Source organism: Thermus brevis (genome assembly GCF_026427635.1).
In the GTDB taxonomy this organism is placed as follows: Bacteria; Deinococcota; Deinococci; order Deinococcales; family Thermaceae; genus Thermus; species Thermus antranikianii.
In genome coordinates this window covers 1,882,088-1,901,118 of the sequence record NZ_CP102606.1, presented here as the reverse complement: position 1 = coordinate 1,901,118, position 19,031 = coordinate 1,882,088, and the positions used below count along the sequence as shown (strand labels likewise).

The 19,031-nt window shown below is 64.4% G+C and carries 21 protein-coding genes and 1 other RNA gene; 15 read left to right on the top strand and 7 right to left on the bottom strand.

Features of this window, described 5'->3' with window-relative positions; genetic code table 11:
• The first annotated feature begins 6 nt into the window (after window positions 1-6).
• The 3 genes from KQ693_RS10220 to KQ693_RS10210 all read left to right on the top strand — a co-directional run bounded on the left by KQ693_RS10220 (window position 7) and on the right by KQ693_RS10210 (window position 2,540).
• A complete protein-coding gene (locus KQ693_RS10220; protein WP_267261169.1) occupies window positions 7-1,260 on the top strand; it encodes a hypothetical protein in 1,254 nt (417 codons plus the stop codon).
• Entirely contained in the window at window positions 1,260-2,069 is an 810-nt protein-coding gene (locus KQ693_RS10215; protein WP_267261168.1) for a Kelch repeat-containing protein, read from the top strand. Before KQ693_RS10220 ends, KQ693_RS10215 begins: the two co-directional genes overlap by 1 nt.
• A gap of 123 nt (window positions 2,070-2,192) precedes the next feature.
• The gene (locus KQ693_RS10210; RefSeq protein WP_267261167.1) at window positions 2,193-2,540 is read left to right on the top strand and encodes a hypothetical protein; all 348 of its coding nucleotides are present in this window, start codon (window positions 2,193-2,195) and stop codon (window positions 2,538-2,540) included.
• 553 nt (window positions 2,541-3,093) lie between these two features.
• On the opposite strand, the gene rnpB is transcribed toward KQ693_RS10210, so the two are convergent.
• Window positions 3,094-3,462, bottom strand: an RNA gene (rnpB, locus tag KQ693_RS10205) — RNase P RNA component class A.
• A gap of 53 nt (window positions 3,463-3,515) precedes the next feature.
• Between rnpB and KQ693_RS10200 the strand changes: the two genes are divergently transcribed.
• The 3 genes from KQ693_RS10200 to KQ693_RS10190 all read left to right on the top strand — a co-directional run bounded on the left by KQ693_RS10200 (window position 3,516) and on the right by KQ693_RS10190 (window position 4,922).
• Entirely contained in the window at window positions 3,516-3,698 is a 183-nt protein-coding gene (locus KQ693_RS10200; protein ID WP_019551117.1) for a hypothetical protein, read from the top strand.
• Window positions 3,699-3,778: 80 nt separating this feature from the next.
• Entirely contained in the window at window positions 3,779-3,994 is a 216-nt protein-coding gene (rpmE, locus tag KQ693_RS10195) for a 50S ribosomal protein L31 (protein WP_015717326.1), read from the top strand.
• A 349-nt stretch (window positions 3,995-4,343) separates the two neighbouring features.
• Complete coding sequence (locus tag KQ693_RS10190) at window positions 4,344-4,922, top strand: thymidine kinase (protein ID WP_041438428.1); 579 nt, start codon at window positions 4,344-4,346, stop codon at window positions 4,920-4,922.
• Here the strand turns inward: KQ693_RS10190 and KQ693_RS10185 are convergent.
• Window positions 4,916-5,323, bottom strand: coding sequence for an Hsp20/alpha crystallin family protein (locus KQ693_RS10185; protein WP_015717323.1), 408 nt, complete (start codon window positions 5,321-5,323; stop codon window positions 4,916-4,918). The two genes, KQ693_RS10190 and KQ693_RS10185, sit on opposite strands and share 7 nt — an antisense overlap.
• 18 nt (window positions 5,324-5,341) lie before the next feature.
• Here KQ693_RS10185 and miaA point away from each other — a divergent pair, with 18 nt between their 5' ends.
• Genes miaA through KQ693_RS10165 form a run of 4 tightly spaced genes read left to right on the top strand, consistent with a single transcriptional unit; the run spans window position 5,342 to window position 9,527 of the window.
• Entirely contained in the window at window positions 5,342-6,250 is a 909-nt protein-coding gene (gene miaA / locus KQ693_RS10180; protein ID WP_267261166.1) for a tRNA (adenosine(37)-N6)-dimethylallyltransferase MiaA, read from the top strand.
• Between the two features lie 7 nt (window positions 6,251-6,257).
• Window positions 6,258-7,673, top strand: coding sequence for an Asp-tRNA(Asn)/Glu-tRNA(Gln) amidotransferase subunit GatA (gatA, locus tag KQ693_RS10175; protein ID WP_267261165.1), 1,416 nt, complete (start codon window positions 6,258-6,260; stop codon window positions 7,671-7,673).
• A complete protein-coding gene (locus KQ693_RS10170; RefSeq protein WP_267261164.1) occupies window positions 7,673-8,416 on the top strand; it encodes a 3'-5' exonuclease in 744 nt (247 codons plus the stop codon). The genes gatA and KQ693_RS10170 overlap by 1 nt, the downstream gene beginning before the upstream one ends.
• Window position 8,417: 1 nt before the next feature.
• On the top strand, window positions 8,418-9,527 hold the full coding sequence (locus tag KQ693_RS10165; RefSeq protein WP_267261163.1) for a hypothetical protein: 1,110 nt from the start codon (window positions 8,418-8,420) through the stop codon (window positions 9,525-9,527).
• On the opposite strand, the gene csaB is transcribed toward KQ693_RS10165, so the two are convergent.
• The 4 genes from csaB to KQ693_RS10145 are packed head-to-tail and all read right to left on the bottom strand — an operon-like array spanning window position 9,490 to window position 13,995.
• Window positions 9,490-10,494, bottom strand: coding sequence for a polysaccharide pyruvyl transferase CsaB (csaB, locus tag KQ693_RS10160; RefSeq protein ID WP_267261162.1), 1,005 nt, complete (start codon window positions 10,492-10,494; stop codon window positions 9,490-9,492). The two genes, KQ693_RS10165 and csaB, sit on opposite strands and share 38 nt — an antisense overlap.
• On the bottom strand, window positions 10,479-12,179 hold the full coding sequence (locus KQ693_RS10155; protein WP_267261161.1) for a DUF5693 family protein: 1,701 nt from the start codon (window positions 12,177-12,179) through the stop codon (window positions 10,479-10,481). The genes csaB and KQ693_RS10155 overlap by 16 nt, the downstream gene beginning before the upstream one ends.
• Entirely contained in the window at window positions 12,176-12,814 is a 639-nt protein-coding gene (udk, locus tag KQ693_RS10150) for a uridine kinase (protein WP_219759554.1), read from the bottom strand. The genes KQ693_RS10155 and udk overlap by 4 nt, the downstream gene beginning before the upstream one ends.
• A 50-nt stretch (window positions 12,815-12,864) precedes the next feature.
• Entirely contained in the window at window positions 12,865-13,995 is a 1,131-nt protein-coding gene (locus KQ693_RS10145) for an ABC transporter ATP-binding protein (RefSeq protein ID WP_219759555.1), read from the bottom strand.
• A gap of 278 nt (window positions 13,996-14,273) precedes the next feature.
• Here KQ693_RS10145 and mscL point away from each other — a divergent pair, with 278 nt between their 5' ends.
• The gene (mscL, locus tag KQ693_RS10140) at window positions 14,274-14,654 is read left to right on the top strand and encodes a large conductance mechanosensitive channel protein MscL (protein ID WP_219759625.1); all 381 of its coding nucleotides are present in this window, start codon (window positions 14,274-14,276) and stop codon (window positions 14,652-14,654) included.
• Here the strand turns inward: mscL and KQ693_RS10135 are convergent.
• Window positions 14,608-15,456, bottom strand: a complete 849-nt coding sequence (locus KQ693_RS10135) for a hypothetical protein (RefSeq protein WP_267261160.1) — start codon at window positions 15,454-15,456, stop codon at window positions 14,608-14,610. The genes mscL and KQ693_RS10135 overlap by 47 nt on opposite strands.
• Before the next feature lie 121 nt (window positions 15,457-15,577).
• Between KQ693_RS10135 and KQ693_RS10130 the strand changes: the two genes are divergently transcribed.
• Genes KQ693_RS10130 through KQ693_RS10115 form a run of 4 tightly spaced genes read left to right on the top strand, consistent with a single transcriptional unit; the run spans window position 15,578 to window position 19,030 of the window.
• Window positions 15,578-15,907, top strand: coding sequence for an ArsR/SmtB family transcription factor (locus tag KQ693_RS10130; RefSeq protein ID WP_015717312.1), 330 nt, complete (start codon window positions 15,578-15,580; stop codon window positions 15,905-15,907).
• Window positions 15,904-17,559 carry a proton-conducting transporter transmembrane domain-containing protein gene (locus KQ693_RS10125; protein ID WP_267261159.1) on the top strand — a complete coding sequence of 552 codons (1,656 nt, stop codon included), beginning with the start codon at window positions 15,904-15,906 and terminating at the stop codon, window positions 17,557-17,559. Before KQ693_RS10130 ends, KQ693_RS10125 begins: the two co-directional genes overlap by 4 nt.
• Window positions 17,556-18,410, top strand: coding sequence for a respiratory chain complex I subunit 1 family protein (locus KQ693_RS10120; protein ID WP_267261158.1), 855 nt, complete (start codon window positions 17,556-17,558; stop codon window positions 18,408-18,410). The genes KQ693_RS10125 and KQ693_RS10120 overlap by 4 nt, the downstream gene beginning before the upstream one ends.
• Complete coding sequence (locus tag KQ693_RS10115) at window positions 18,398-19,030, top strand: NADH dehydrogenase (protein WP_015717309.1); 633 nt, start codon at window positions 18,398-18,400, stop codon at window positions 19,028-19,030. The genes KQ693_RS10120 and KQ693_RS10115 overlap by 13 nt, the downstream gene beginning before the upstream one ends.
• Window position 19,031: the final 1 nt, after the last annotated feature.

Below are 19,031 nucleotides of genomic sequence, written 5' to 3'. Positions count from 1 at the left end.
GAGGATATGCCGAAGAACCTGACGCCACAGGACCAATGGGAAACCGAGTTTCAGGTGCCCCTTCCGGGGGAGCCCCGGAACATCGGGCCGCTGGAGACCCTATTTCAGCGGCTTTTGAACCGCACCGAGCGGCTGAAGGGGCGCATCGCCGCCATCTTGGGCTTGCCCTGGGACGCCACGCCGCCGGACACGCTGGCTGGTCTCGCGGGGCGGGTGGAGAACCTCGAGGCCGCCCAGGGCGGCACCACCCTCTCTGCCCACCGCACCGCTCCGGTGCTGGACCACCCCGATGGGAGCGTCACTGCCTCTAAACTCGCCCCCGGCGCCGCCGTTGCCAACATCGGATACACCCCCGTCAACCGAGCCGGGGACACAATGACCGGAAACCTTACTGTGCCGTCAATAACGCTTCCACAGGCAACGTCCCGCATTCACTTCTCCGACAAACGTGCCATCAACGTCTACGTGGACCACGGAGGCGATACTGGTACCCGCTACTACTATTTGGGACACGTCCATAGCGGTGCGGGTATCCTGAAAGTGCAGGGCATCTTGGGTGGTCATGCTCAAGCCCAAGGCCGGGCCAACGTGGACCTGCAGTTCTCGTACCGGGACGGTTTCCGGGTAGATGGGGAGGTTATCGGAAAGGTTGGCCAGGCGGACATCTATGTGTACGAACCTGGGGACGGGGACATCTACATCTACCTGGTTACCAAGGAATGGGCTTTGGTGAACCTTGAGCTGTCTGCTGTTGGTCCAGCTTGGATTACTTATGACGGCACCTTCTCTTACTCGGCACCAACCTTCGGTGGGCAAAGCTTTTCTCCAATCTACCTCCTTAGCACAGACGCCAGCGCGAATACGCTTAGGGTAGATGAGGCGGGTAACGTCTACGTCAACGGAACGATTAACGGAAAGCTAGCACCTGGGTTTACCCCCTACGACCTCGCCATCTTCTACCCCGGTACTCCCCCCAGCGGAGCCCTCCTGGCCGCCCTGACCGTGCCCCGCAACCTATCTCTCCAGGGTGGCTCCGTGGTGGTTGGCACGGCCCCCTCTGCAGACTGGAGCGCTACTATCTACAACGGCGGCACGGCCATCGGTACGGTGTCAGTTCTGGCGGGTCGAACTTCCGGGACTGTTACCCTAAATACTACCCCCACCTCCTTTGGCGCTGGGGCCCTTCTCCGCATCGTAGGCCCCGCCACAGCGAACTCGGCCATCCGGGACATCTCCATAGCTCTCCAGGGGGTGGTGTGATGCCGTGCCTGGTGATTATCCCGGCTAGGAGGGGGTTCCCTCCCGACACCTGGTTCTCTAGTGAGGCAAGCATGGGGGACCCTTCCTTCAAGCCCGCTCCCATGCCTACCGCCAGGCACGCCTTGGCTGCCGCCCGCTTACAGGACAACCTCTTAGCGGCTGTGGGTGGGTCCACTAGTAGCAGTAGTACTGGCATTATCTCCACAAACGAGGTTTACGACTTCACGACCAACACCTGGTCTTCCAAAGCTCCCATGCCTACTGCTAGATATCTTTTAGCAGCGGCACAGTTGCAAAATAACGTCATAGCAGCCGTGGGTGGGTACAATGGTATTAGTGCCCTCTCCACAAACGAGGTTTACGACTTCACGACCAACACCTGGTCTTCCAAAGCTCCCATGCCTACCGCCAGGCAACTTTTAGCAGCGGCTCAGTTGCAAAATAACGTCATAGCGGCCGTGGGTGGGAGCAATGGTGGTTCTCTCTCCACAAACGAAGTTTACGACTTCACGACCAACACCTGGTCTTCCAAAGCTCCCATGCCCACTGCTAGGCACAACTTGGCGGCTGCCCAGCTGCAAGCTAACGTCATAACGGCTGTGGGTGGGTTCAATAATGTCATTAGCGCCACTCTCTCCACAAACGAGGTTTACGATGCCACGACCAACACTTGGTCTTCCAAAGCTCCCATGCCTACTGCTAGATATCTTTTAGCAGCGGCACAGTTGCAAACCAGACTTATAGCGGCTCTGGGTGGGAATAGCGCTAGTGGGCTTCCTCTATCTACGAACGAAACCTACAGCCTATAGCTTCGGACTGGGGAGGATAAGATGAAAAAGGTACAGGCATTGACGGCGATGGCTCGTAGGCTACAGGATAGTGGGCTTTCTCTCTCTCCTGAAACCCGCCCATCTACGTACCTTTCCCAGCTCATGGGGTCCCAGAACTGGGAGGAGTTTTGGGCGGGGAGGGTGCAGGAAGCCCGTCAGTCCGTCCAGGCGTACGTGTGGCAGGGGGAGATTCTCCCCACCGGGAGGCCCGCCCCCGCCGAAGCCGTGCCGGGGGCGAGCTACATCGTCCTCGCCCCCAACGGGGCGGTGATATTCCAATACGGGGACTCCCCCTACGCCCCGGAAACGCCCGGACAGGCTCCGGGGACGCTTACCACAGAGAACGTCCAGGCGGCGATGGAAGCCCACGCCCAGGCCCTGGCCGAGAGCCTGGCAATGGAAAAGCTGCTCCAAGAGTATCTGGAGTGGGTAGCTGATCGGTTCATGTAGCTCGCACTACGAGTGGTATGCCGAAGCTTGAGGCGTACCCCCCTTTTCATGGATGTATCTCTCACAAAACTCATCCTTTTGCTGTGGGCCCTCCTTGCTCACGGACCCCCTGACGACTGGGACGTTGCGGTCCAGGCCCGCCTTTCCCTCTACCTCCCAGGCCCTGTGGGAAGCGTAGGCCTCGCGCTGGACCCTGTGCCTATCTACTACCGGCCTCTACCTGGGGATCTGTGTGGAGAGTACCGTGGGGTTGTGGTCGTGGACCCCCACGCCCCGGAGAAGGGTTGCAGGGACACCCTGGCTCACGAACTCGCTCATGTGTGGCAGGCTCGGGTCTACGGGCTTTTCCAGCCTCTCACCTACGCCCTCTCACCCTCTCTATGGGAGCCCGAGGCCCCGTGGAGGGAGGTTCCGGCCTCCCCCAGGGCCTTGGAGTGGGCGCTCATCCGGTTCTGGTGGCCATTGGCAAATGGCTGCTGTGCACTCAACTCTTTTATGCATACTCACTAACGTTACTCTCCTACAAACATGACTGCACTTGGTCTATTATCCCAAAAGCATGGTTGATACTGACCTTAAAGCATGACGGATGACATTCGGCGGTCATCTCTCTGGGGCCGGCGTCGCCGCCGGCCTCAAGCGGCCCATCCCAGGGGTTGTGGCGGGCCGGGCAAGCCCTTCCCCTCTACTGGGCCTTGCACCGGGTGGGGTTTGCCGTGCCGCCCCTGTTTCCAGGAGGCGCGGTGGGCTCTTACCCCACCGTTTCACCCTTGCCCGCACCAGGCCTTGGCCTGGCCGCTGGCGGTCTTTTCTCTGTGGCACTTTCCGTCGGGTTACCCCGCCCAGCCGTTAGCTGGCACCCTGCCCTTTGGTGCCCGGACTTTCCTCACCCGGGAGGTTCGGCTCCCGGGCGCGACCGCCCCCCTGTCCTGGGGCATCCTTTATTTTAGTCCAGCTAGGGAGTAAAGTGAAGGCGTGAGGCTTCCCTGGTACCTGCCCCTTCTCCTCCTCTTTTTCGCCCTGGTGGGGCTTGGGGTTTTGGGGATTCTCTGGCTCCTGGCGGTTTTGGGCGTGGGGGTAGGGGTGTTCTGGATGGCCTGGGAGCGGCTACGCCGGCGCCTCTTCGGACCCAGGTGGCGCCGCCTGCCCCCGCCTTAAGGTTGCGGGATGCCCCGGGGTCCTGGTAGAGTAGGAGATGGTTTTGCGCACGGCCAAGACCGTGCGAAAGGAGGCGAAACGTGAAGGAAGGCATCCACCCCAAGCTGGTTCCCGCCCGCATCATCTGCGGTTGCGGCAACGTCATCCACACCTATTCCACCCGCCCGGAGATCCACGTGGAAGTGTGCAGTAACTGCCACCCCTTCTACACGGGACAGCAGCGCTTTGTGGACACGGAAGGCCGCGTGGAGCGCTTCCAGCGCCGCTACGGGGATTCCTACCGCAAGGGACGGTAAGGGCAGGTTTTTGGTCTCCGGCGAGGCCCTTTAAGGCCTCGCCGGTTCCGTGGTTAGGGTCAGGAACAGGGTTTCCCGTGGCGGCTCCCTTCGGCTTATTCCCAGCACTTCTATGGGGAGTGGGGCAGGTGTGCTTTGATCGTCCCCACTTCCCCAAGATCGCTCCCTCCGCTAGCTACCCGTCATAAGCGCGGGCCAGGGCCTCTTCGTGGGGGTTCAGGGGAGGGGAGTTGGCGAAGAAAGGCCAGGGCCTCCCCGTCAGAGCCTTCCTCCAACATCCTCCGAACCCGGTCCAAGGCCCCCATTTTGGAGAAAGTATACCCTATGCCCGGGTAGAATCTGGGCCAGGATGCCCCCGGTACTGCACCGCCAGGGTTGGATTGAGGTTATCACCGGGCCCATGTTCTCGGGCAAGAGCGAGGAACTCATCCGCAGGGTCAAGCGGGCCCTCATCGCCCGGCAGCGGGTTTTGGTGTTCAAGCCCCGGCTGGACACCCGCTACCACGAAAGCCAGGTGGTGAGCCACGACGGCCAGCGGGTGGAGGCCATCCCCGTGGGCGAGGCCAGGGAAATCGAGGCGTACCTATCCCCCTTGCCCCAGGTGGTGGCGGTGGACGAGGTCCAGTTTTTGGATGCCGGCCTTCTCTCCTTGGCGGAGGATCTGGCCCGCCAGGGCGTACGGGTGATCCTGGCGGGGCTGGATTTGGACTTCCGGGGTGAGCCCTTCGGCCTCATGCCGGAGCTTTTGGCCCGGGCGGAGTTCGTGGAGAAGCTTACGGCCATCTGCGCCCAGTGCGGGGCCCCTGCCACCCGCACGCAGCGCCTGGTGAACGGAAAGCCCGCCCGCTACACGGACCCCGTGATCCTGGTGGGAGCCAAGGAGCACTACGAGCCCCGTTGCCGGGCCTGCCACCAAGTGCGCTACTGAGAGAGGGGCAGGGGAGCCCCTTTGCGCTTCTTGAACCGTACCTCCAGTACCCCCTGGCGCAGGCTTGCCTGGGCGGTGCCCTCCTCGATGGGGCCGGGCAGGTCCAGGGTCCGGCGGAAGGTGCCCATGGGCCGTTCCTCCAGGAGGTAGACCCCAGGTAGGGGATGGCGGATCCCGGCGAGGGTGATGCGGCTTCCCTCCTCCAGAAGCTCCAAATCCTCGGGGCGCACCCCGGGGAGGTCCACGAGGAGGACGTAGTGGTCCTCGTCCTCGAGGAGGTCCACCTTGGGGGTCCAGGCGGCGGGTTCCTCCCCTGTGAGCTGGTAGGCCAGCTCGGCGATGCGCTCCTGTAGCTCTTTCAGCTTGCGCAGGGTCTCCAGGCGGTCTAGGCGCTCCAGCATGCCCTTAGCATAAGGGATGTGAGGGCGATCCCGGTCCTGGCGGGCCCCACGGGGAGCGGGAAGACCCTCCTGGCCTTGAGGCTTGGGGAGGAGCTTCCCCTCGAGGTGGTTTCCGCCGACGCCACCATGGTCTATCGGGGCCTGGACATCGGCACGGACAAGCCCAGTCCGGAGGAAAGGCAAAGGGTTCCCCACCACCTGGTGGACATCCTGGAGCCCTCCGAGGCCCTGAGCGTGGTGCGCTGGGTGGAGCTGGCGGAGGCGGCCATCGCCGATATCCTGGCCCGGGGAAAGGTGCCTTTGGTGGTTGGGGGGACGGGGTACTACATCCGGGCCCTTTCCCAGGGGCTTCCCACCCTGCCCCCGCCCGATCCAGAGGTCCAGGAGGCCCTTTGGCGGGAGCTCGAGGAAAGGGGCCTTGAGACCTTGGTGGCCGAGCTTTCCCGGGTTAGCCCGGAGGATGCCCTGCGGGTGGATAGGAACCCCAGGCGGCTGGTGCGGGCCTTGGAGGTGGTAAGGCGCACGGGAACGCCCCCTGCCCGCTTTCCCCTTCGCCCACCCCGGTTCGCCTACAGGAAACTGGTTCTCTGGCCTGAGCGCACCTGGCTTTTTCCCAAGCTGGAGGAAAGGGCCAGGCGCCAGTTCGCCCGGGGTCTGGTGGAGGAGGTGAAGCGCCTGTTGGAGCGGTACCCCGCCATGCCGACCGCCCTTCAGGCCATCGGCTACAAGGAGGTGGTGGGGTACCTCCAGGGTGCGTACAGCCTGGAGGAAGCGCTGGCCCGGGATATCCGGGCGGTGAAGGCCTACGCCAAAAGGCAGTACACCTGGTTCCGCCACGAACCCGGGGACGTCACCTATTTGCCGAGGGGAGGGGAGGAGGCTTACCGGGGCTTTCGGGACTGGCTTGATCTCCACTTCGGGCTATAGTAGGGGCATGTTGGCCCACGAGATCCGCGCCAAGGTGGCGCAAGGGGAGGTATCTCCCCTGGAGGTGGCCCAGGTTTACCTGGAGCGGATCCGCTCCTTGGACCCAGGCCTTGGAGCCTTCCTCACGGTAAACGAGGGGGTGCTGGAGGAGGCCCGTTCCCTGGACCCTTCCCTTCCCCTTGCGGGGCTTGTTGTGGCCGTTAAGGACAACATCGTCACCAAGGGAATCCCTACCACGGCGGGAAGCCGGCTTCTGCAGGGTTTCCTGCCCCCTTACGAGGCCACGGCGGTGGCCCGGCTAAAGGCCCTTGGCGCCCTGGTCATAGGCAAGACCAACCTGGACGAGTTCGGGATGGGTTCCTCCACCGAGCACTCCGCCTTTTTCCCCAGCCGAAATCCCTTTGACCCCACCCGGGTGCCCGGGGGGTCCAGCGGGGGAAGCGCGGTGGCGGTGGCGGCGGACCTGGCGCCTTTGGCCTTGGGGTCGGATACCGGGGGAAGCGTGCGCCAGCCTGCAGCTTTCTGTGGCATTTATGGCCTTAAGCCCACCTATGGCCGGGTAAGCCGCTACGGCCTTATCGCCTACGCTTCGAGCCTGGACCAGATCGGCCCCATGGCCCGCTCGGTGCGGGATCTCGCCCTGCTCATGGACGCCATCTCCGGTCCCGATCCCCTGGACGCCACCAGCCTGGACCTGAAGCCCCGGTTTCAGGAGGCCCTGGCGGAGCCCCTGCCCTCCTTGCGGCTTGGGGTGGTGCGGGAGGCCCTTTCCGGGAATAGCCCCGGGGTTGAGGAGGCTTTGCGGCAGGCCTTGGAGGTCTTCCGGGGGCTTGGCCTTCAGGTGAAGGAGGTCTCCTGGCCTTCCCTGCCCCTGGCCCTAAACGCCTACTACATCCTGGCCCCCGCCGAGGCCAGCTCCAACCTGGCCCGTTACGACGGGACCCTCTTCGGCTATCGGGCCGAAGGGGAGGAGCTGTGGCGGGTGGTGGAGGAGACGCGGGCCCGGTTTGGCCTCGAGGTGAAGCGCCGCATCCTGGTGGGCACCTTTGTGCTTTCCAGCGGGTACTACGAGGCCTACTACGGCCGCGCCCAGGCCTTCCGCAGGCGGCTTAAGGCGGAGGCCCAGGCCCTTTTCCAGGAGGTGGACCTCCTCCTCCTCCCCACCACCCCTCATCCCGCCTTTCCCCTGGGAGGCAGGCCCGATCCCTTGGCCATGTACCGGGAGGACCTCTACACCGTGGGGGCGAACCTGGCGGGCCTTCCCGCCCTATCCTTCCCCGCCGGCTTTGAGGATGGCCTTCCCGTGGGCCTTCAGCTTTTCGCTCCCTGGGCAAGGGATGAACTCCTCCTGCAGGCGGCCTTGGCTTTTGAGGAGGCTACCGACCGGGCTTTCCTTCATACCCCCTTGGGCGAGGCTTTGTAGTGGAGGCTTTCTTTCGCCACCGCCTGGCCACCCGCCTGGCCCGAAGGCTTAGGGCCGAGGGCAGGCCCTTGCCCCTTCCCGCCCTGGGGGAAGCCCTGGGGCTAAGGGGTCCGGTGGAGCCCGTGGTGCGGCCCCTCTTAGACGGGCGCTTCCGCTTGGGGGAGGAGGTGGAGCTTTGGGAGTGGCACTACCCTTTCCCCTATCCCGGGGAGGCGGTGGTGGTCTTGGACCTGGAGACCACCGGGCTTTCCCCCGGCCTCAACGAGGTGATCGAAGTGGGCTTGGTGCGGCTGGAGCAAGGAGAGCGCAGGAGCTTTCAGAGCCTGGTGCGCCCAAGCCGCCCCCCAAGCCCCTTTATCGAGAGGCTTACGGGGATTCGCGCTTGGGAGCTGGAGGAGGCTCCTTCCCTCGAGGAGGTTCTGGAGAAGGCCTACCCCATCTTGCGGGGGGCCACCTTGGTGATCCAAAACGCCAGCTTTGACCTGGGGTTCCTGCGGCCCGCCCTGGAGGGCATGGGCTATTCCCTGGAGAACCCGGTGGTGGACACCCTCCGCCTGGCCAAAAGGGCCATGCCTGGCCTCAGGCGCTACGGCCTCGACGCCCTTTCCCAGGTCCTGGAGCTTCCTCCCAGGGAAGCCCACCGGGCCCTTGGGGATGTGGAGCGCACCCTTGCCGTGGCCTACGAGGTGTATTATATGCTCACTTCAGGGATTCCCCGTCCCTTGGTGGACCTCGGGAGGTGATATGACCGCACGCTATGTGCTGACCAGCACCTGTATCCAAACGGGAACCATGGCCCTAACCGTCTCCCTCCGCCAGCATCTCCTTGGCAAGGAGCGGGTGCGTTTCGTGGACGAGGATGGGGAGGTGTACGAGGTGGAGGTGGACTGGAAACAGGGGGTGGTGCGGGGGCTTCTGCCCTACTATCAAAAGCGCCGCCTTGCCGTGAACGAGACCATCCTTCTCCACTTCCGCGGGGAGGAGGTGGAGCTCAAGGCCACCCCTAGGGGCCTCCCCCGGCTCGGGCAGGCGGAGTCCAGGGAACCTGCCCAGCCCGAGAGGCGGGAGGCGAGGCAAGCTGCTTCCGGGAAGGACCCCAAGGAGATAGGGGATCCCAAGCCGGAGAAGCGGCGGGTGCGGGTGACACCCTATCCCAAGGAGGTGCTTTTCCCCAACGAGCCGCAAAGGGCCTTGGAGCCCCCTGGGGTTACCGAGGACCTGAGGCGGCTTGGCTTCCTCCTGGAAGGTGGCCCGCCCTGGGTGTACAAAGCCCCCTTGGGGCGCCGCCAAGTGCTTCTGGTGTTGCTGCGTCCGGGGGAAGGGGAGCCCAGCCTGCTCAAGTCCTACCGGCAGCAAGGGGCGTACGTGGCCATCCTGGCGCCGGAATCCCAGAAGGAAGGGGTGCTGGAGGGAGTGGGATACCTTTCCCCGGAGGCGGTGAGCCGCCTGGTGCGCCTTAAGGCTCGCTTTCCCCTTTCGCCTTTGGACCTGGAGGACCTTCTTCGGGAAGGTTTTGTGGACCTCGAGGCGGTGGAGTCCCTGGAGGACCGGCTGGTGGCCGAGCTTTCCGAGCGCGGGGCCTTCGCCGCCTTCCTCCTTTTGCTTTCCCGCAAGTCCATGGGGGAGGTGTTTTTGCTGGCGGATCTGGAGGCGGAGGCCTTGGAGGAAGGCCTCATCCCCGAGGTGGTGCGCCAGGGGGTGGAGGTGCTCTCCCAGCCTCCCTTCCTCGTGCTCAAGCGCCTTTCCCCAGGGGAGTTCCTCTTGAGGCAGGGGGTGGAGGAAGCCCTTTCCGACCTCGAGGCCTTCGCCCAGGGGCTTAGGGGCCGCTTGAACCGCGTCCGTGGGTCTTTTTGACCAGGCTGGCCTCCCCCAGGGCCAGGTCAAAGCTCTGCCGGGCCCTTTCCTTCAGGGCCGCCACCTTTTCCCAGTCGGGGTAGCGGCCGTACATGGCGGCCTTGGAAAGCTTGATGGGGTCGCCGGGGAGTTCCTGGTAGTAGGCCCCGGTTTCCTTGGCGAAGGCGGCCACCTTGGGGTCGTAGGAAAGGGCGGCGAAGGGGGTGCCGGCGGCCGCGGCCAGGATGAGGCCGTGCAGGCGCATGGAGATCACGTATCCCGCCTGGGCGGCCAGGTAGAGGACCCGCCTGGGATCGGCGGTCTTCTCCACCCGGTGCAGGCGGAAGATCTCGATGACCTCGTCGTCGTATCCCGGCTGGAGGAGGAGGACCAGCACCCTTCTTCCCTCGTGCACCAGGTGGTTGGCGGTGATGTAGAGGTTGGTGAGGGCTTCCTGGTCCACCCCAGCCCGGGGAATGACGAGAACCAGGTCCTCTTCCCGCTTTACGGGGGGCGGGGTGAGGAGGAGGGCAGGGTCGGCACCCAAGGCGGGGGAAAGGCCCAGATTCTTGGCGTACTCCCAGGAATCCTGGTCGCGAAGGATTATGGGCACGCTCCGCAAGGCCCGTTTCACCTGCTTTTCCCCCCAGGGGGTGAGGGGGCCGAGGGACTGGTTGAATACCACCACCCTCTTGCGGAAGAAGCGGGCAGCCCGGAGTACGGACAGGTAGTAAAGAAGGCTTAGGGAGCTGGTGGCGTCCTGCAAAAGCCCTCCGCCCCCCAAAAGCCAGAGGTCCGCCTGGAGAAGGGCCAAGGGGTTTAGGCGATGGGCGGCCCGGATCCCGTGCTCCTTAGCGGTCTGCCTGGGATCGCCGGAAAGGGCGAGAACCTGGTGCCCCCGGGCCTTCAGCTCCCGGGCGATGGCCTCGAGGATGGCCTCGTCCCCGGCGTTTTTAAACCCGTAGTATCCCGCTACCCCAACCACCATGCCCGAAGCCTCCTTACCAGCATAACCCCGAGAAGCCCGAGGGAAACGCCCAAAAGCGCCCCGTTCACCACCCGGAAGAAGGAGATGGGAAGGGGGGTGTGGAAGTGGCTGAAGGTGTTCAGGATGGAGGCCACCCCGAGAGCGGCAAGGAAGAGGAGGCCGTTTTGCACCCACTTCGGCCAGGGAAGGAGGAGGGCCAGGGGGAAGAGGGCGTGGCCGAAGACCTCCTTGAAGCGGGGGCGCACCATGAGGTCCTGGAGGAGGTTCCTAAGCTTCAGCTCCAGATCCGGGACCAAGGGGGCCTCGTTGCCCCGGCGCAGCAGGGCCAGGAGGAGAAGGGCGAGGGCCACCCCTGCCAGGGCCACCTCCCCCAGGCGCAGGGGGTGCAGGAAAAGCCGGGTCAAGGTTTCCTTGTAGTTCCTGTCCAGGAAGCTGAGGGCCACCAGGAGGGGAGGCACCAGGAGGGTGAGGGAAACGCCCTTGAAGGCCTGAAGCCCCAGGATGGTCTCCGGGGTGGAGCCCAGGGCCGAGAGGAAAACCGTCCCGGCCAGAGCGTAGCCCAGGGTGCGAAGCCACATCCAGAGGCCATTCCTGGGACCCAGGAATCCCAGCACGGGGAAGACCAAGGCGGCCAGAAGGGCTCCCGCCTGGTTTCCCGCATACCCCAGGGCCAGGAGAAGAAGGAGGAAGGCCACCCCCGGCCCGTACACGGGTAGCCCCAGGGCCAAAAGCCCTAGCCCCGATACCACCCCCACCCAGGCGGCCAGGCGGAGGGGGCTTGGCGTGAACTCCCGGACCACGGGATGGCCCAGGGGAATGTGGCTGGCCTCTAGGCCTTCCTGGATCCGCTTGAGGAGGCGCTCCGTGTCCTGGCGGTAGGGGTAGGGCCGGAGGTAGAGGAGCTGGTGGCCCCGTTCCCGGGCGGCCAGCACATACTTGTCCGCGGCCTCCTCGGGGGTCAGGGTGAGCTGCCACTCGTACCGCAGGCTAAAAAGCCTCAGGATGCCCTTTTCCCGGTAGGCGGCAAGCCCGGGCTGGGGCGTGCCCTCGATGAGGGCCACGGGTACCGGGACCCGCTCTCGGGCTTCCTCCAGGCGGTAGGGGTAGCCCAGGGCCTCGAGGCCAGCGAAGACCACGGCGTCCGCCTCCTTGGGAACGATGGGCAGGGAAGGGTCCAGGCGGCGGTAACGCTGGTTGATGGGGCGGACCGCCACGAAAAAGCCAGCTTCCTTGGCGGCCCGGACCTCCTCCAGGGGATAAAAGGCAGGGAAGGCCTGGACATCCAGGGGGAAGCCCAGCCAAGGACCCACCCATTCGTGGGGAAGGTCATAGGCCGTCTGTAAGAGCTCAAGAAGCTCTCGGTTGCCCCGGAGGTAGTACCAGCTGGGTTTGGCGGGTAGCCCCGCTTCCAAAAGCTCCCTCCCGGTCCGGTAAAGAAGTTCCCCTTGCCCCACCCAGTCCTTCACAAATCGTTCCGGGAAGGCCACCCCTCTGACCCCCAGGGGGCGGTAGGACTCCAGCACCTCTAAAAGGCTTTTCCCTTGGCTTTGGGCCTCCTCCCGCAGGGCTTCCGCATCCAGGAGGAGCACCACGGGACCTGGCCGCTCCGCCCGCAGGCGGGGTTGAAGGGCCAGGAGGGAGGGCACCAGGGCCAGGAGGAGGAGAAGATGGAGGAACCTTTTCATGCCACCCCCATCTCCGCCAGGCGGGCCAAGGCTTTGGCCTTGAGCATCTCCAAGGCCACTGGGTTCTGCCCGCCACCGGGCAGGATCACGTCCGCATGCCGCTTGGTGGGTTCCACGAAGGCCAGGTGCATGGGCTTCACCTTTTCCAAGTACTGGCGCACCACGCTTTCCAGGCTACGCCCACGTTCCTGGACGTCCCGTTCCAACCGCCGGATGAAACGCTCGTCGGCGTCCGCATCCACGAAGACCTTGAGGTTCATAAGGGCCCTGAGGGGCTCGGGGTAGAGGACCAGGATGCCCTCGAGGATCACCACGGGAGCGGGCAGGACCCTTTCCGTCTTCGGGCTTCGGGTATAAGCCCGGAAGTCGTAAAGGGGCATTTCCACCGCCTGCCCGGAAAGAAGGGCGTGCACGTGCTCAAGATAGAGGGGAAGGTCAAAGGCCTCCGGGTGGTCGTAGTTGGCTTGGAGGCGCTCCGGGAAGGCCACGTGGGAAAGATCCCGGTAGTAGTGGTCCATGGGGAGCAGGGCCACCCGCTCCCCCAAGGCCTTGGCCAGGGAGCGGGCCAGGGTGGTTTTGCCGCTGGCGCTTCCCCCAGCGATGCCTATGATGAAGGGCTTATCCCGCCGGCTCACCCTTCCATGATAAAGGCGGGGGATGCCCTCCCCCGCCTAAAGGCCTATTCCTAGCGGGCCACCGCTTCCCGTTCCTGGGCGTGGCCGATGGTCTGGTCGCTTTCCACGTCAAAGGCATGGAGGCGGGAGGTGTCGGCCAGAAGCTCCACCCTATCCCCGGGCTTCACCGGAGCGTGGCCGTCCACCTTGGCCACCAGGACCGTGCCGTCCACGCTCACGTGGATCTCGGTTTCCGCCCCCAGGGGCTCGGCCACCTCCACCTCGCCCCGGATGACGTTTTCCTCCTCGGGAATCACCGTGTAGCCCTTCAGGCCCAGGTGCTCGGGGCGGATGCCCATCCAGACCTCCTTGCCCGCATAGGGCCTCAGGGCCTGGGCCAGGATGGGGTTGGCCCGGACCCGGAAGCCCGGGGCCACCAGGTATACCTTTTCCCCCTGCGCCTCCACCCCAGCCCGGATGAAGTTCATGGAGGGGCTACCGATGAAACCCGCCACGAACCGGTTGGCGGGGAAGTCGTAGAGGTTTAGGGGAGTGTCCACCTGCTGGATCTCGCCATCCTTCATGACCACGATGCGGTGGCCCAGGGTCATGGCCTCCACCTGGTCGTGGGTCACGTAGATGGTGGTGACCCCAAGACGCCTTTGCAGCTTGGCGATCTCCGCCCGCATCTCCACCCGGAGCTTGGCGTCCAGGTTGGAGAGGGGCTCGTCCATGAGGAAGACCTTGGGCTCCCGCACGATGGCCCGGCCCATGGCCACCCGCTGGCGCTGGCCGCCGGAAAGCTCCCGGGGCTTGCGGTTTAGAAGGTGCTCGATCTTGAGGATGCGGGCGGCCTCCTTCACCCGGCGGTCTATTTCGTCCTTGGGGTAGCGCCTTAAGCGCAGGCCGAAGGCCATGTTCTCGTAGACGTTCATGTGGGGGTAAAGGGCGTAGTTCTGGAAGACCATGGCGATGTCCCGGTCCTTGGGGGGCACGTCGTTCACCAGGCGGTCGCCGATGTAGATGCGGCCCTCGGAGACCTCCTCGAGGCCCGCGATCGTCCGCAGGGTGGTGGTCTTGCCGCAGCCCGAAGGCCCCACGAAGACCACGAACTCCCCGTCCTCGGTTTCCAGGTTGAAGTCCTTGACCGCCACCACCTTGCCGAAGCGCTTCCAAACGTGCTCCAGCCTAACCTTGGCCATGCTTTACCTCCTAGGCCCCGCGCTTTGAGCCCGCAAGGTAGCCCTTTGGGCTGACCTTGGCCCATCGGGGGTTCGGGGGCATTATATACCGCCTGGGCTTCCCCCTTCGGTGAGGGTCTTTCCCAAAGCGGGCCAGGTCTGGAATGCAGGGGAAGGGTAGCGGTGGCCTTTCAGGCGGGGGTTCTTTTCACAAGGTTTTCAAAGGGGGCGGGTAGGGTGGCCATGGGTCCAGGAGTTCGGACCAGGTTTGGCGTTAGGGAACGTGCAAGGAGGTGCGTATATTGAAGGGTTTTAGGGATTTCATCATGCGGGGCAACGTGGTGGACCTGGCGGTGGCCGTGGTTATCGGCGGCGCCTTCGGCCAGGTGGTGAACTCCTTGGTGGCGGATGTCCTCACCCCCTTGATCGGGGCTTTGGGAGGGGCGCCGGATTTTTCCGCCATCAAGCTGGGGCCCATCGCTTTGGGGAAGTTTATCAACACCGTGGTGAACTTCCTGGTGGTGGGGGCGGCCATCTACTTCCTGGTGGTGGTGCCCCTGCAGGAGGTGCAGCGGCGCCTGAAGAAGGAGGCCGAGGCTTCCCCACCCCCTCCTCCTGAGCCGCCAGAGGAGGTCAAGCTTCTTCGGGAGATTCTTTCGGAGTTGCGGCGGAAGGCCTAAGCCGGTTCCAGAGGAAGAGCGCCAGGTACCCCAGGCCGAGCTCCGGCCTGGGGTTTACCGTTACGGAAAGAGCGAAGGCATGGAACAAAAGGCTTTCCAAAACATGGCGCGGGGTGCGCAGGAAAAGCTTTTTGAGGGTAGGCCCCTGCTGCAGGATCAGCGCCCCCAGGTAGGGAAGGTAGAACCAAGGGCCGGTGGCTAGGCCCAGGGCGGAAATCCCCAGGCTGGCGAAGGCCAGGCCCCGAAGGAAGGGCAGGGGTTGGAACCCAAGGGGGTGGAGCTGTTGCCACAGGGGTTCCTCTCCTCCTGGCCAGGGGGTTTTTAGGAGGAGAAGCCTTTTCCCCTCGTGCCCCCCCAGGTAGAGGGGGGGCTCGGGGGCTGCCCCCAGGGGGAGGAGGTGGGTGGGGTTTTCCTTAAGGGTTTGGTAGAGGAGGGGGTCCAGGGGAAGCCCGTCCACCAGGTACCAGGCGTGGGGCTGGCCGGAGAGGAGAAAGCCGAAGGCCCGTTCCACCTTGTGTCCCTTGTGGGCCAGGATGCCGGGCCAGGCCTCCGGGGGTTCAAAGAGGAGGGTTTTTCCCCAGGGGGGAGGATGCTTTAGGGGTTCGGTCTTCAGCGGAAAGCGCACCTCGAGGACCTCCCCCTCGGTTAGGGAAAAGCGGGCCAGGAGATTCCCCTGGGCCTCGTACACCTCCTCGGGCCGCCGGGAGAGGAAGAGGTCCCCCACTTTCTGCCCGGGAAGGCTCTGGGGCAGGGGAAGCAGGAGGGTTTCCTGCCCTGGGCTTCGGTAGCGGAGGCGAAACATGGGGTCTGGCATAAAGGGGCCGCTGGCGGGACATGATACCACGTGGGGCTGTTGACAGGACCGGGGGGGAGGCCTAAGGTTGAAAGTATGTGGCTATATGCATATAGCCAAAGGAGGATGTATGCCTAGCACCCTCCACCGCTACAAGGCGGAGTTCTTTAAGGCCCTGGGCCATCCCTTGCGCCTAGCCATCCTGGATGCCCTGCGGGGGGGAGAGCGCTCGGTTTCCGCCCTGCAACGGGAGCTCGGGGTGGAACAGTCGGTGCTTTCCAGGCAGCTTTCCCTCCTGCGGGAGCGGGGCCTGGTGGAGGCCAGGAGGGAAGGGCAGATGGTCTACTACCGCACCCGGGACCCGGAGGTCTACGCCTTCTTGGATCTGGGGCGGCGGATCTTTGAGCGGCACCTCGAGGCGGAAAGGGAGCGCCTGGAAGCCCTGAGGGAGGAGGAATGAGCCCCCTTTGGACCTTTTTGCCCTTGGCCCTGGCGCTTCTATCCGCCGGGACTCCCTGGCGTTTCCGGGGGCTTTCCCTCTTCCTGGGCATGGCGGGCCTGGCTTGGGGGGTGCTGGGGGGTATGGGCTGGGCTTCGGGTTTGGGTGCTCCGTACCTTTACCTCTTTCTCCTCGGAGCCTTGACCCTGAGCCTCGCTCCCTACCTTCCTGCCTACCTGGCCCATCACCCCCGTGAGGCGCACCTTTATGGCCTTCTGCTTCCCCTTTTCTTGGCTACCATGGCGGGGGTGGCCTTGGCTTCCCCTGGGCTTGGCTTCCTCTTTTTGTGGGAGGGTATGGCCCTTTTGGGCTATTTTCTCATCGCCCTCGAGGGGCCAAACGCCCTGGCAGGGGCCCGGGCCTTTTTCCTGGCGAGCCGCCTTTCTGGGGCTGGGCTTTACCTGGCCTTTTTGGGGCACGGACATGTGGGAGCTGACTGGGTCTGGGCCGGGCTTCTTTTGGGCTTCGGGGTGAAGGCAGCCCTCTTCCCCTTCCACGCCTGGTTGCCTCAAGCCCACCCGGTGGCCATAAGCCCGGTTTCGGCCCTGCTTTCCGGGGCCATGACCAAGCTGGGCCTTCTTGGCTTGTACCAGTCCCAGTACTGGTTCGGTCCACCCCCGCCCTGGGTGGGGTGGGTTTTGCTCCTCCTGGGCCTTCTGGGTGCGGTGTACGCCCTGGTGCGGGGCCTTGGGGAAGAGGACCTAAAGGGCGCTTTGGCCTATTCCAGCGTGGAGAACCTGGGCCTCATGCTTGCCGCCTTGGGGGCCTATTTCCTGAAGCCCATGCCCTTGCTCCTGGGGGCCTTTTTCCTCCATCAGGTGGCCCATGCCCTGTTCAAGGGGCTCCTTTTCCTGGGGGCAGGAGCCCTGGGGGAGCGGCGGATTTCCCACCTGGGTGGGCTTTTCCGCAAGGCTCCCGGACTTGGAGCCCTCGCCTTGTGGGGAATGGGGGTGGGGGCGGGTCTGCCTCCTGGCCCGGTGTTTCTTGCGGAGTGGCAGCTTTACCAAGGCTTTTTGCAGGGGCCTTTCCTGGTGCCCCTGGCTGCCGGGGCCTTGGCCCTGGTGGGGGCCTTGGCCCTCTACTTCTACGTGCGCCTATTCGGGCTAGCCTTCTTGGGCCTGCCTCGAGGCGAGGCTGCCCTGCACTGGACCCAGGGGATGCGCCTGGGTCTTGGGGTGCTGGCGGGGCTCCTCCTCCTTCTGGCCTTGGTGCCCGGGCTGGTCCTGGACCCCCTTGGGGTTCCCACCTACCCCAACTGGCTTCTCTTGATCCTTCTTGGGGTTCTGGCTGGGGTGTTTTACCGGGGCCTTCTCCGGATGCCCATGCGGGCCTACGGTACCTGGGACTGCGGTTTCCAGCCCCTCAGCCCCAGGATGCAACCCAACGGCCTGGGCTTCGCCGAACCGGCCCTTCGCCTTTTCCCCTTCCTTCGCCTCCAGGTGGGGGAGCATCCCCGTCTGGAGGAACCCTTGGCCGAGGTGTACCCCGGGGTGGGGCGGATCTACGCCCGCCTTGCGGCTTGGGTGCAAACCCTGCAGTCAGGAAGCCTGCACCTTTACCTTCTCCTGCAACTCCTCACCTTGGTGGTGGTTCTGGGGGTGGTCTTGCTATGACGGCGCTCTTGGCCCTGGTGTTGGCTCCGCTTTTTTCGGGAAGCGTCAAGTGGCTGAAGGCTAGGCTTACCCACCGGCAGGGGCTTAGCCCGCTGGTGGAATACCGAAATCTGATCAAGCTCTGGCGGAAGGTCTGGATAGCGCCCCATCCCACCACCCCTCTTTTCCTCCTCGGGCCCATCCTGGCCCTTTTGGGAACCCTGGGGGCCTTGGCCCTCTTGCCCATTCTCCCTGGCCCAACCTTCAAGGGGGACTTTCTCCTCGCCCTTTACCTCCTGGGCCTCGGGCGCTTTTTTCAAATGCTGGCGGCCCTGGATGCGGGCAGCAGTTTTGGGGCCCAGGGAGGTTACCGGGAGGGTGTGGTCACGGTGTTGGCGGAGCCCGGGACCTTGATGGCCTTGGCCGGGGCAGTTCTCTTGGGGGAAGGGTTTTCCCTAAGCGGTCTACCCGAGCTTGGGGTGGAGAACAGCTTGGTGCTCTTTCTGGCCCTGGCCTCTCTCGCCCTTGGCCTTCTGGCCGAGGGAGCGAGGATGCCGGTGGACGATCCCACCACCCACCTGGAGCTCACCATGATCCACGAGGCGCAGATTCTGGACCATAGCGGCCCTCTTCTGGCCCTCTACGAGCTTGCCGGGTCGCTCAAGATGCTCTTCTATGCGGGGTTGATGGCCTTGTTGTTGCCGGGGTTCAAGCCCCTGGTCTTCCTGGGGGTGGGGGCGGCCTGGGTTTTGGCGCTGGCCTACCTGGAAACCTACGGGGTAAAGCTCCGCTACCTGAGGCTTCCGGACTTTCTTTCGTACAACACCCTTTTCGGGGTGCTGGCGCTTTTGGGGGCGATATGGCGCTTTTAAACACCTTGGTCCTGGCCATTCTGGCCACAGGTTTCCTGATGGTGAGCCGCCGCAGCCTGGACGCCATCATCCGGCTCTACGCCCTGCAGAACATCCTTTTGGCCCTGGTTTCCTTCGGGCTTGCGGGAGGGGAGTTGCACTTCGTGCTGGCCGGCCTGGCCCTCTTCGCGGTTAAGGGGGTGCTCATACCCTGGTACCTGTTCTGGCTGATCGACCGCCTCGAGGTGAGCCACGAGGTGGAGGGGTACCTGTCCGTTTCCCTCTCCCTCCTTCTGGCAGGGCTCCTCACCGCCTTGGCCTTCCGGGTGGGGAAGGCCTTTGTGCTTCCCGAGGCCCCCTTGCCCCAAGGGGTGCCCGTGGCCCTCTCCTTGGTGCTTCTGGGAATCCTTTCCATGGTGAGCCGCAAAAAAGCGATAAGCCAGGTTCTGGGCTTCCTGGCGCTGGAGAACGGGGTTTTCCTCATGGCCCTTTCCGAGAGCCACGGCCTGCCCCTCTTCGTGGAGTTGGGGGTGGCCTTGGATGCCTTCGCCGCCGTGTTCTTGGCGGGGATCCTCATCTTCCGCATCAAGGGGGAAATGGGGCATGTGGATACCGCGAGGATGCGCTCTCTAAGGGGGTAAC

What these genes read in the sequence shown, in the direction of transcription:
- KQ693_RS10130 (WP_015717312.1), top strand. Translation starts at nt 15,578, where the DNA reads ATGCCTAGCACCCTCCACCGCTACAAGGCGGAGTTCTTTAAGGCCCTG.
- KQ693_RS10165 (WP_267261163.1), top strand. Translation starts at nt 8,418, where the DNA reads ATGACCGCACGCTATGTGCTGACCAGCACCTGTATCCAAACGGGAACC.
- KQ693_RS10210 (WP_267261167.1), top strand. Translation starts at nt 2,193, where the DNA reads ATGGGGTCCCAGAACTGGGAGGAGTTTTGGGCGGGGAGGGTGCAGGAA.
- KQ693_RS10220 (WP_267261169.1), top strand. Translation starts at nt 7, where the DNA reads ATGCCGAAGAACCTGACGCCACAGGACCAATGGGAAACCGAGTTTCAG.
- KQ693_RS10185 (WP_015717323.1), bottom strand. Translation starts at nt 5,323, where the DNA reads ATGCTGGAGCGCCTAGACCGCCTGGAGACCCTGCGCAAGCTGAAAGAG.
- KQ693_RS10190 (WP_041438428.1), top strand. Translation starts at nt 4,344, where the DNA reads ATGCCCCCGGTACTGCACCGCCAGGGTTGGATTGAGGTTATCACCGGG.
- gatA (WP_267261165.1), top strand. Translation starts at nt 6,258, where the DNA reads ATGTTGGCCCACGAGATCCGCGCCAAGGTGGCGCAAGGGGAGGTATCT.
- KQ693_RS10155 (WP_267261161.1), bottom strand. Translation starts at nt 12,179, where the DNA reads ATGAAAAGGTTCCTCCATCTTCTCCTCCTCCTGGCCCTGGTGCCCTCC.
- KQ693_RS10120 (WP_267261158.1), top strand. Translation starts at nt 17,556, where the DNA reads ATGACGGCGCTCTTGGCCCTGGTGTTGGCTCCGCTTTTTTCGGGAAGC.
- KQ693_RS10145 (WP_219759555.1), bottom strand. Translation starts at nt 13,995, where the DNA reads ATGGCCAAGGTTAGGCTGGAGCACGTTTGGAAGCGCTTCGGCAAGGTG.
- KQ693_RS10115 (WP_015717309.1), top strand. Translation starts at nt 18,398, where the DNA reads ATGGCGCTTTTAAACACCTTGGTCCTGGCCATTCTGGCCACAGGTTTC.
- KQ693_RS10135 (WP_267261160.1), bottom strand. Translation starts at nt 15,456, where the DNA reads ATGTTTCGCCTCCGCTACCGAAGCCCAGGGCAGGAAACCCTCCTGCTT.
- KQ693_RS10215 (WP_267261168.1), top strand. Translation starts at nt 1,260, where the DNA reads ATGCCGTGCCTGGTGATTATCCCGGCTAGGAGGGGGTTCCCTCCCGAC.
- KQ693_RS10125 (WP_267261159.1), top strand. Translation starts at nt 15,904, where the DNA reads ATGAGCCCCCTTTGGACCTTTTTGCCCTTGGCCCTGGCGCTTCTATCC.
- csaB (WP_267261162.1), bottom strand. Translation starts at nt 10,494, where the DNA reads ATGGTGGTTGGGGTAGCGGGATACTACGGGTTTAAAAACGCCGGGGAC.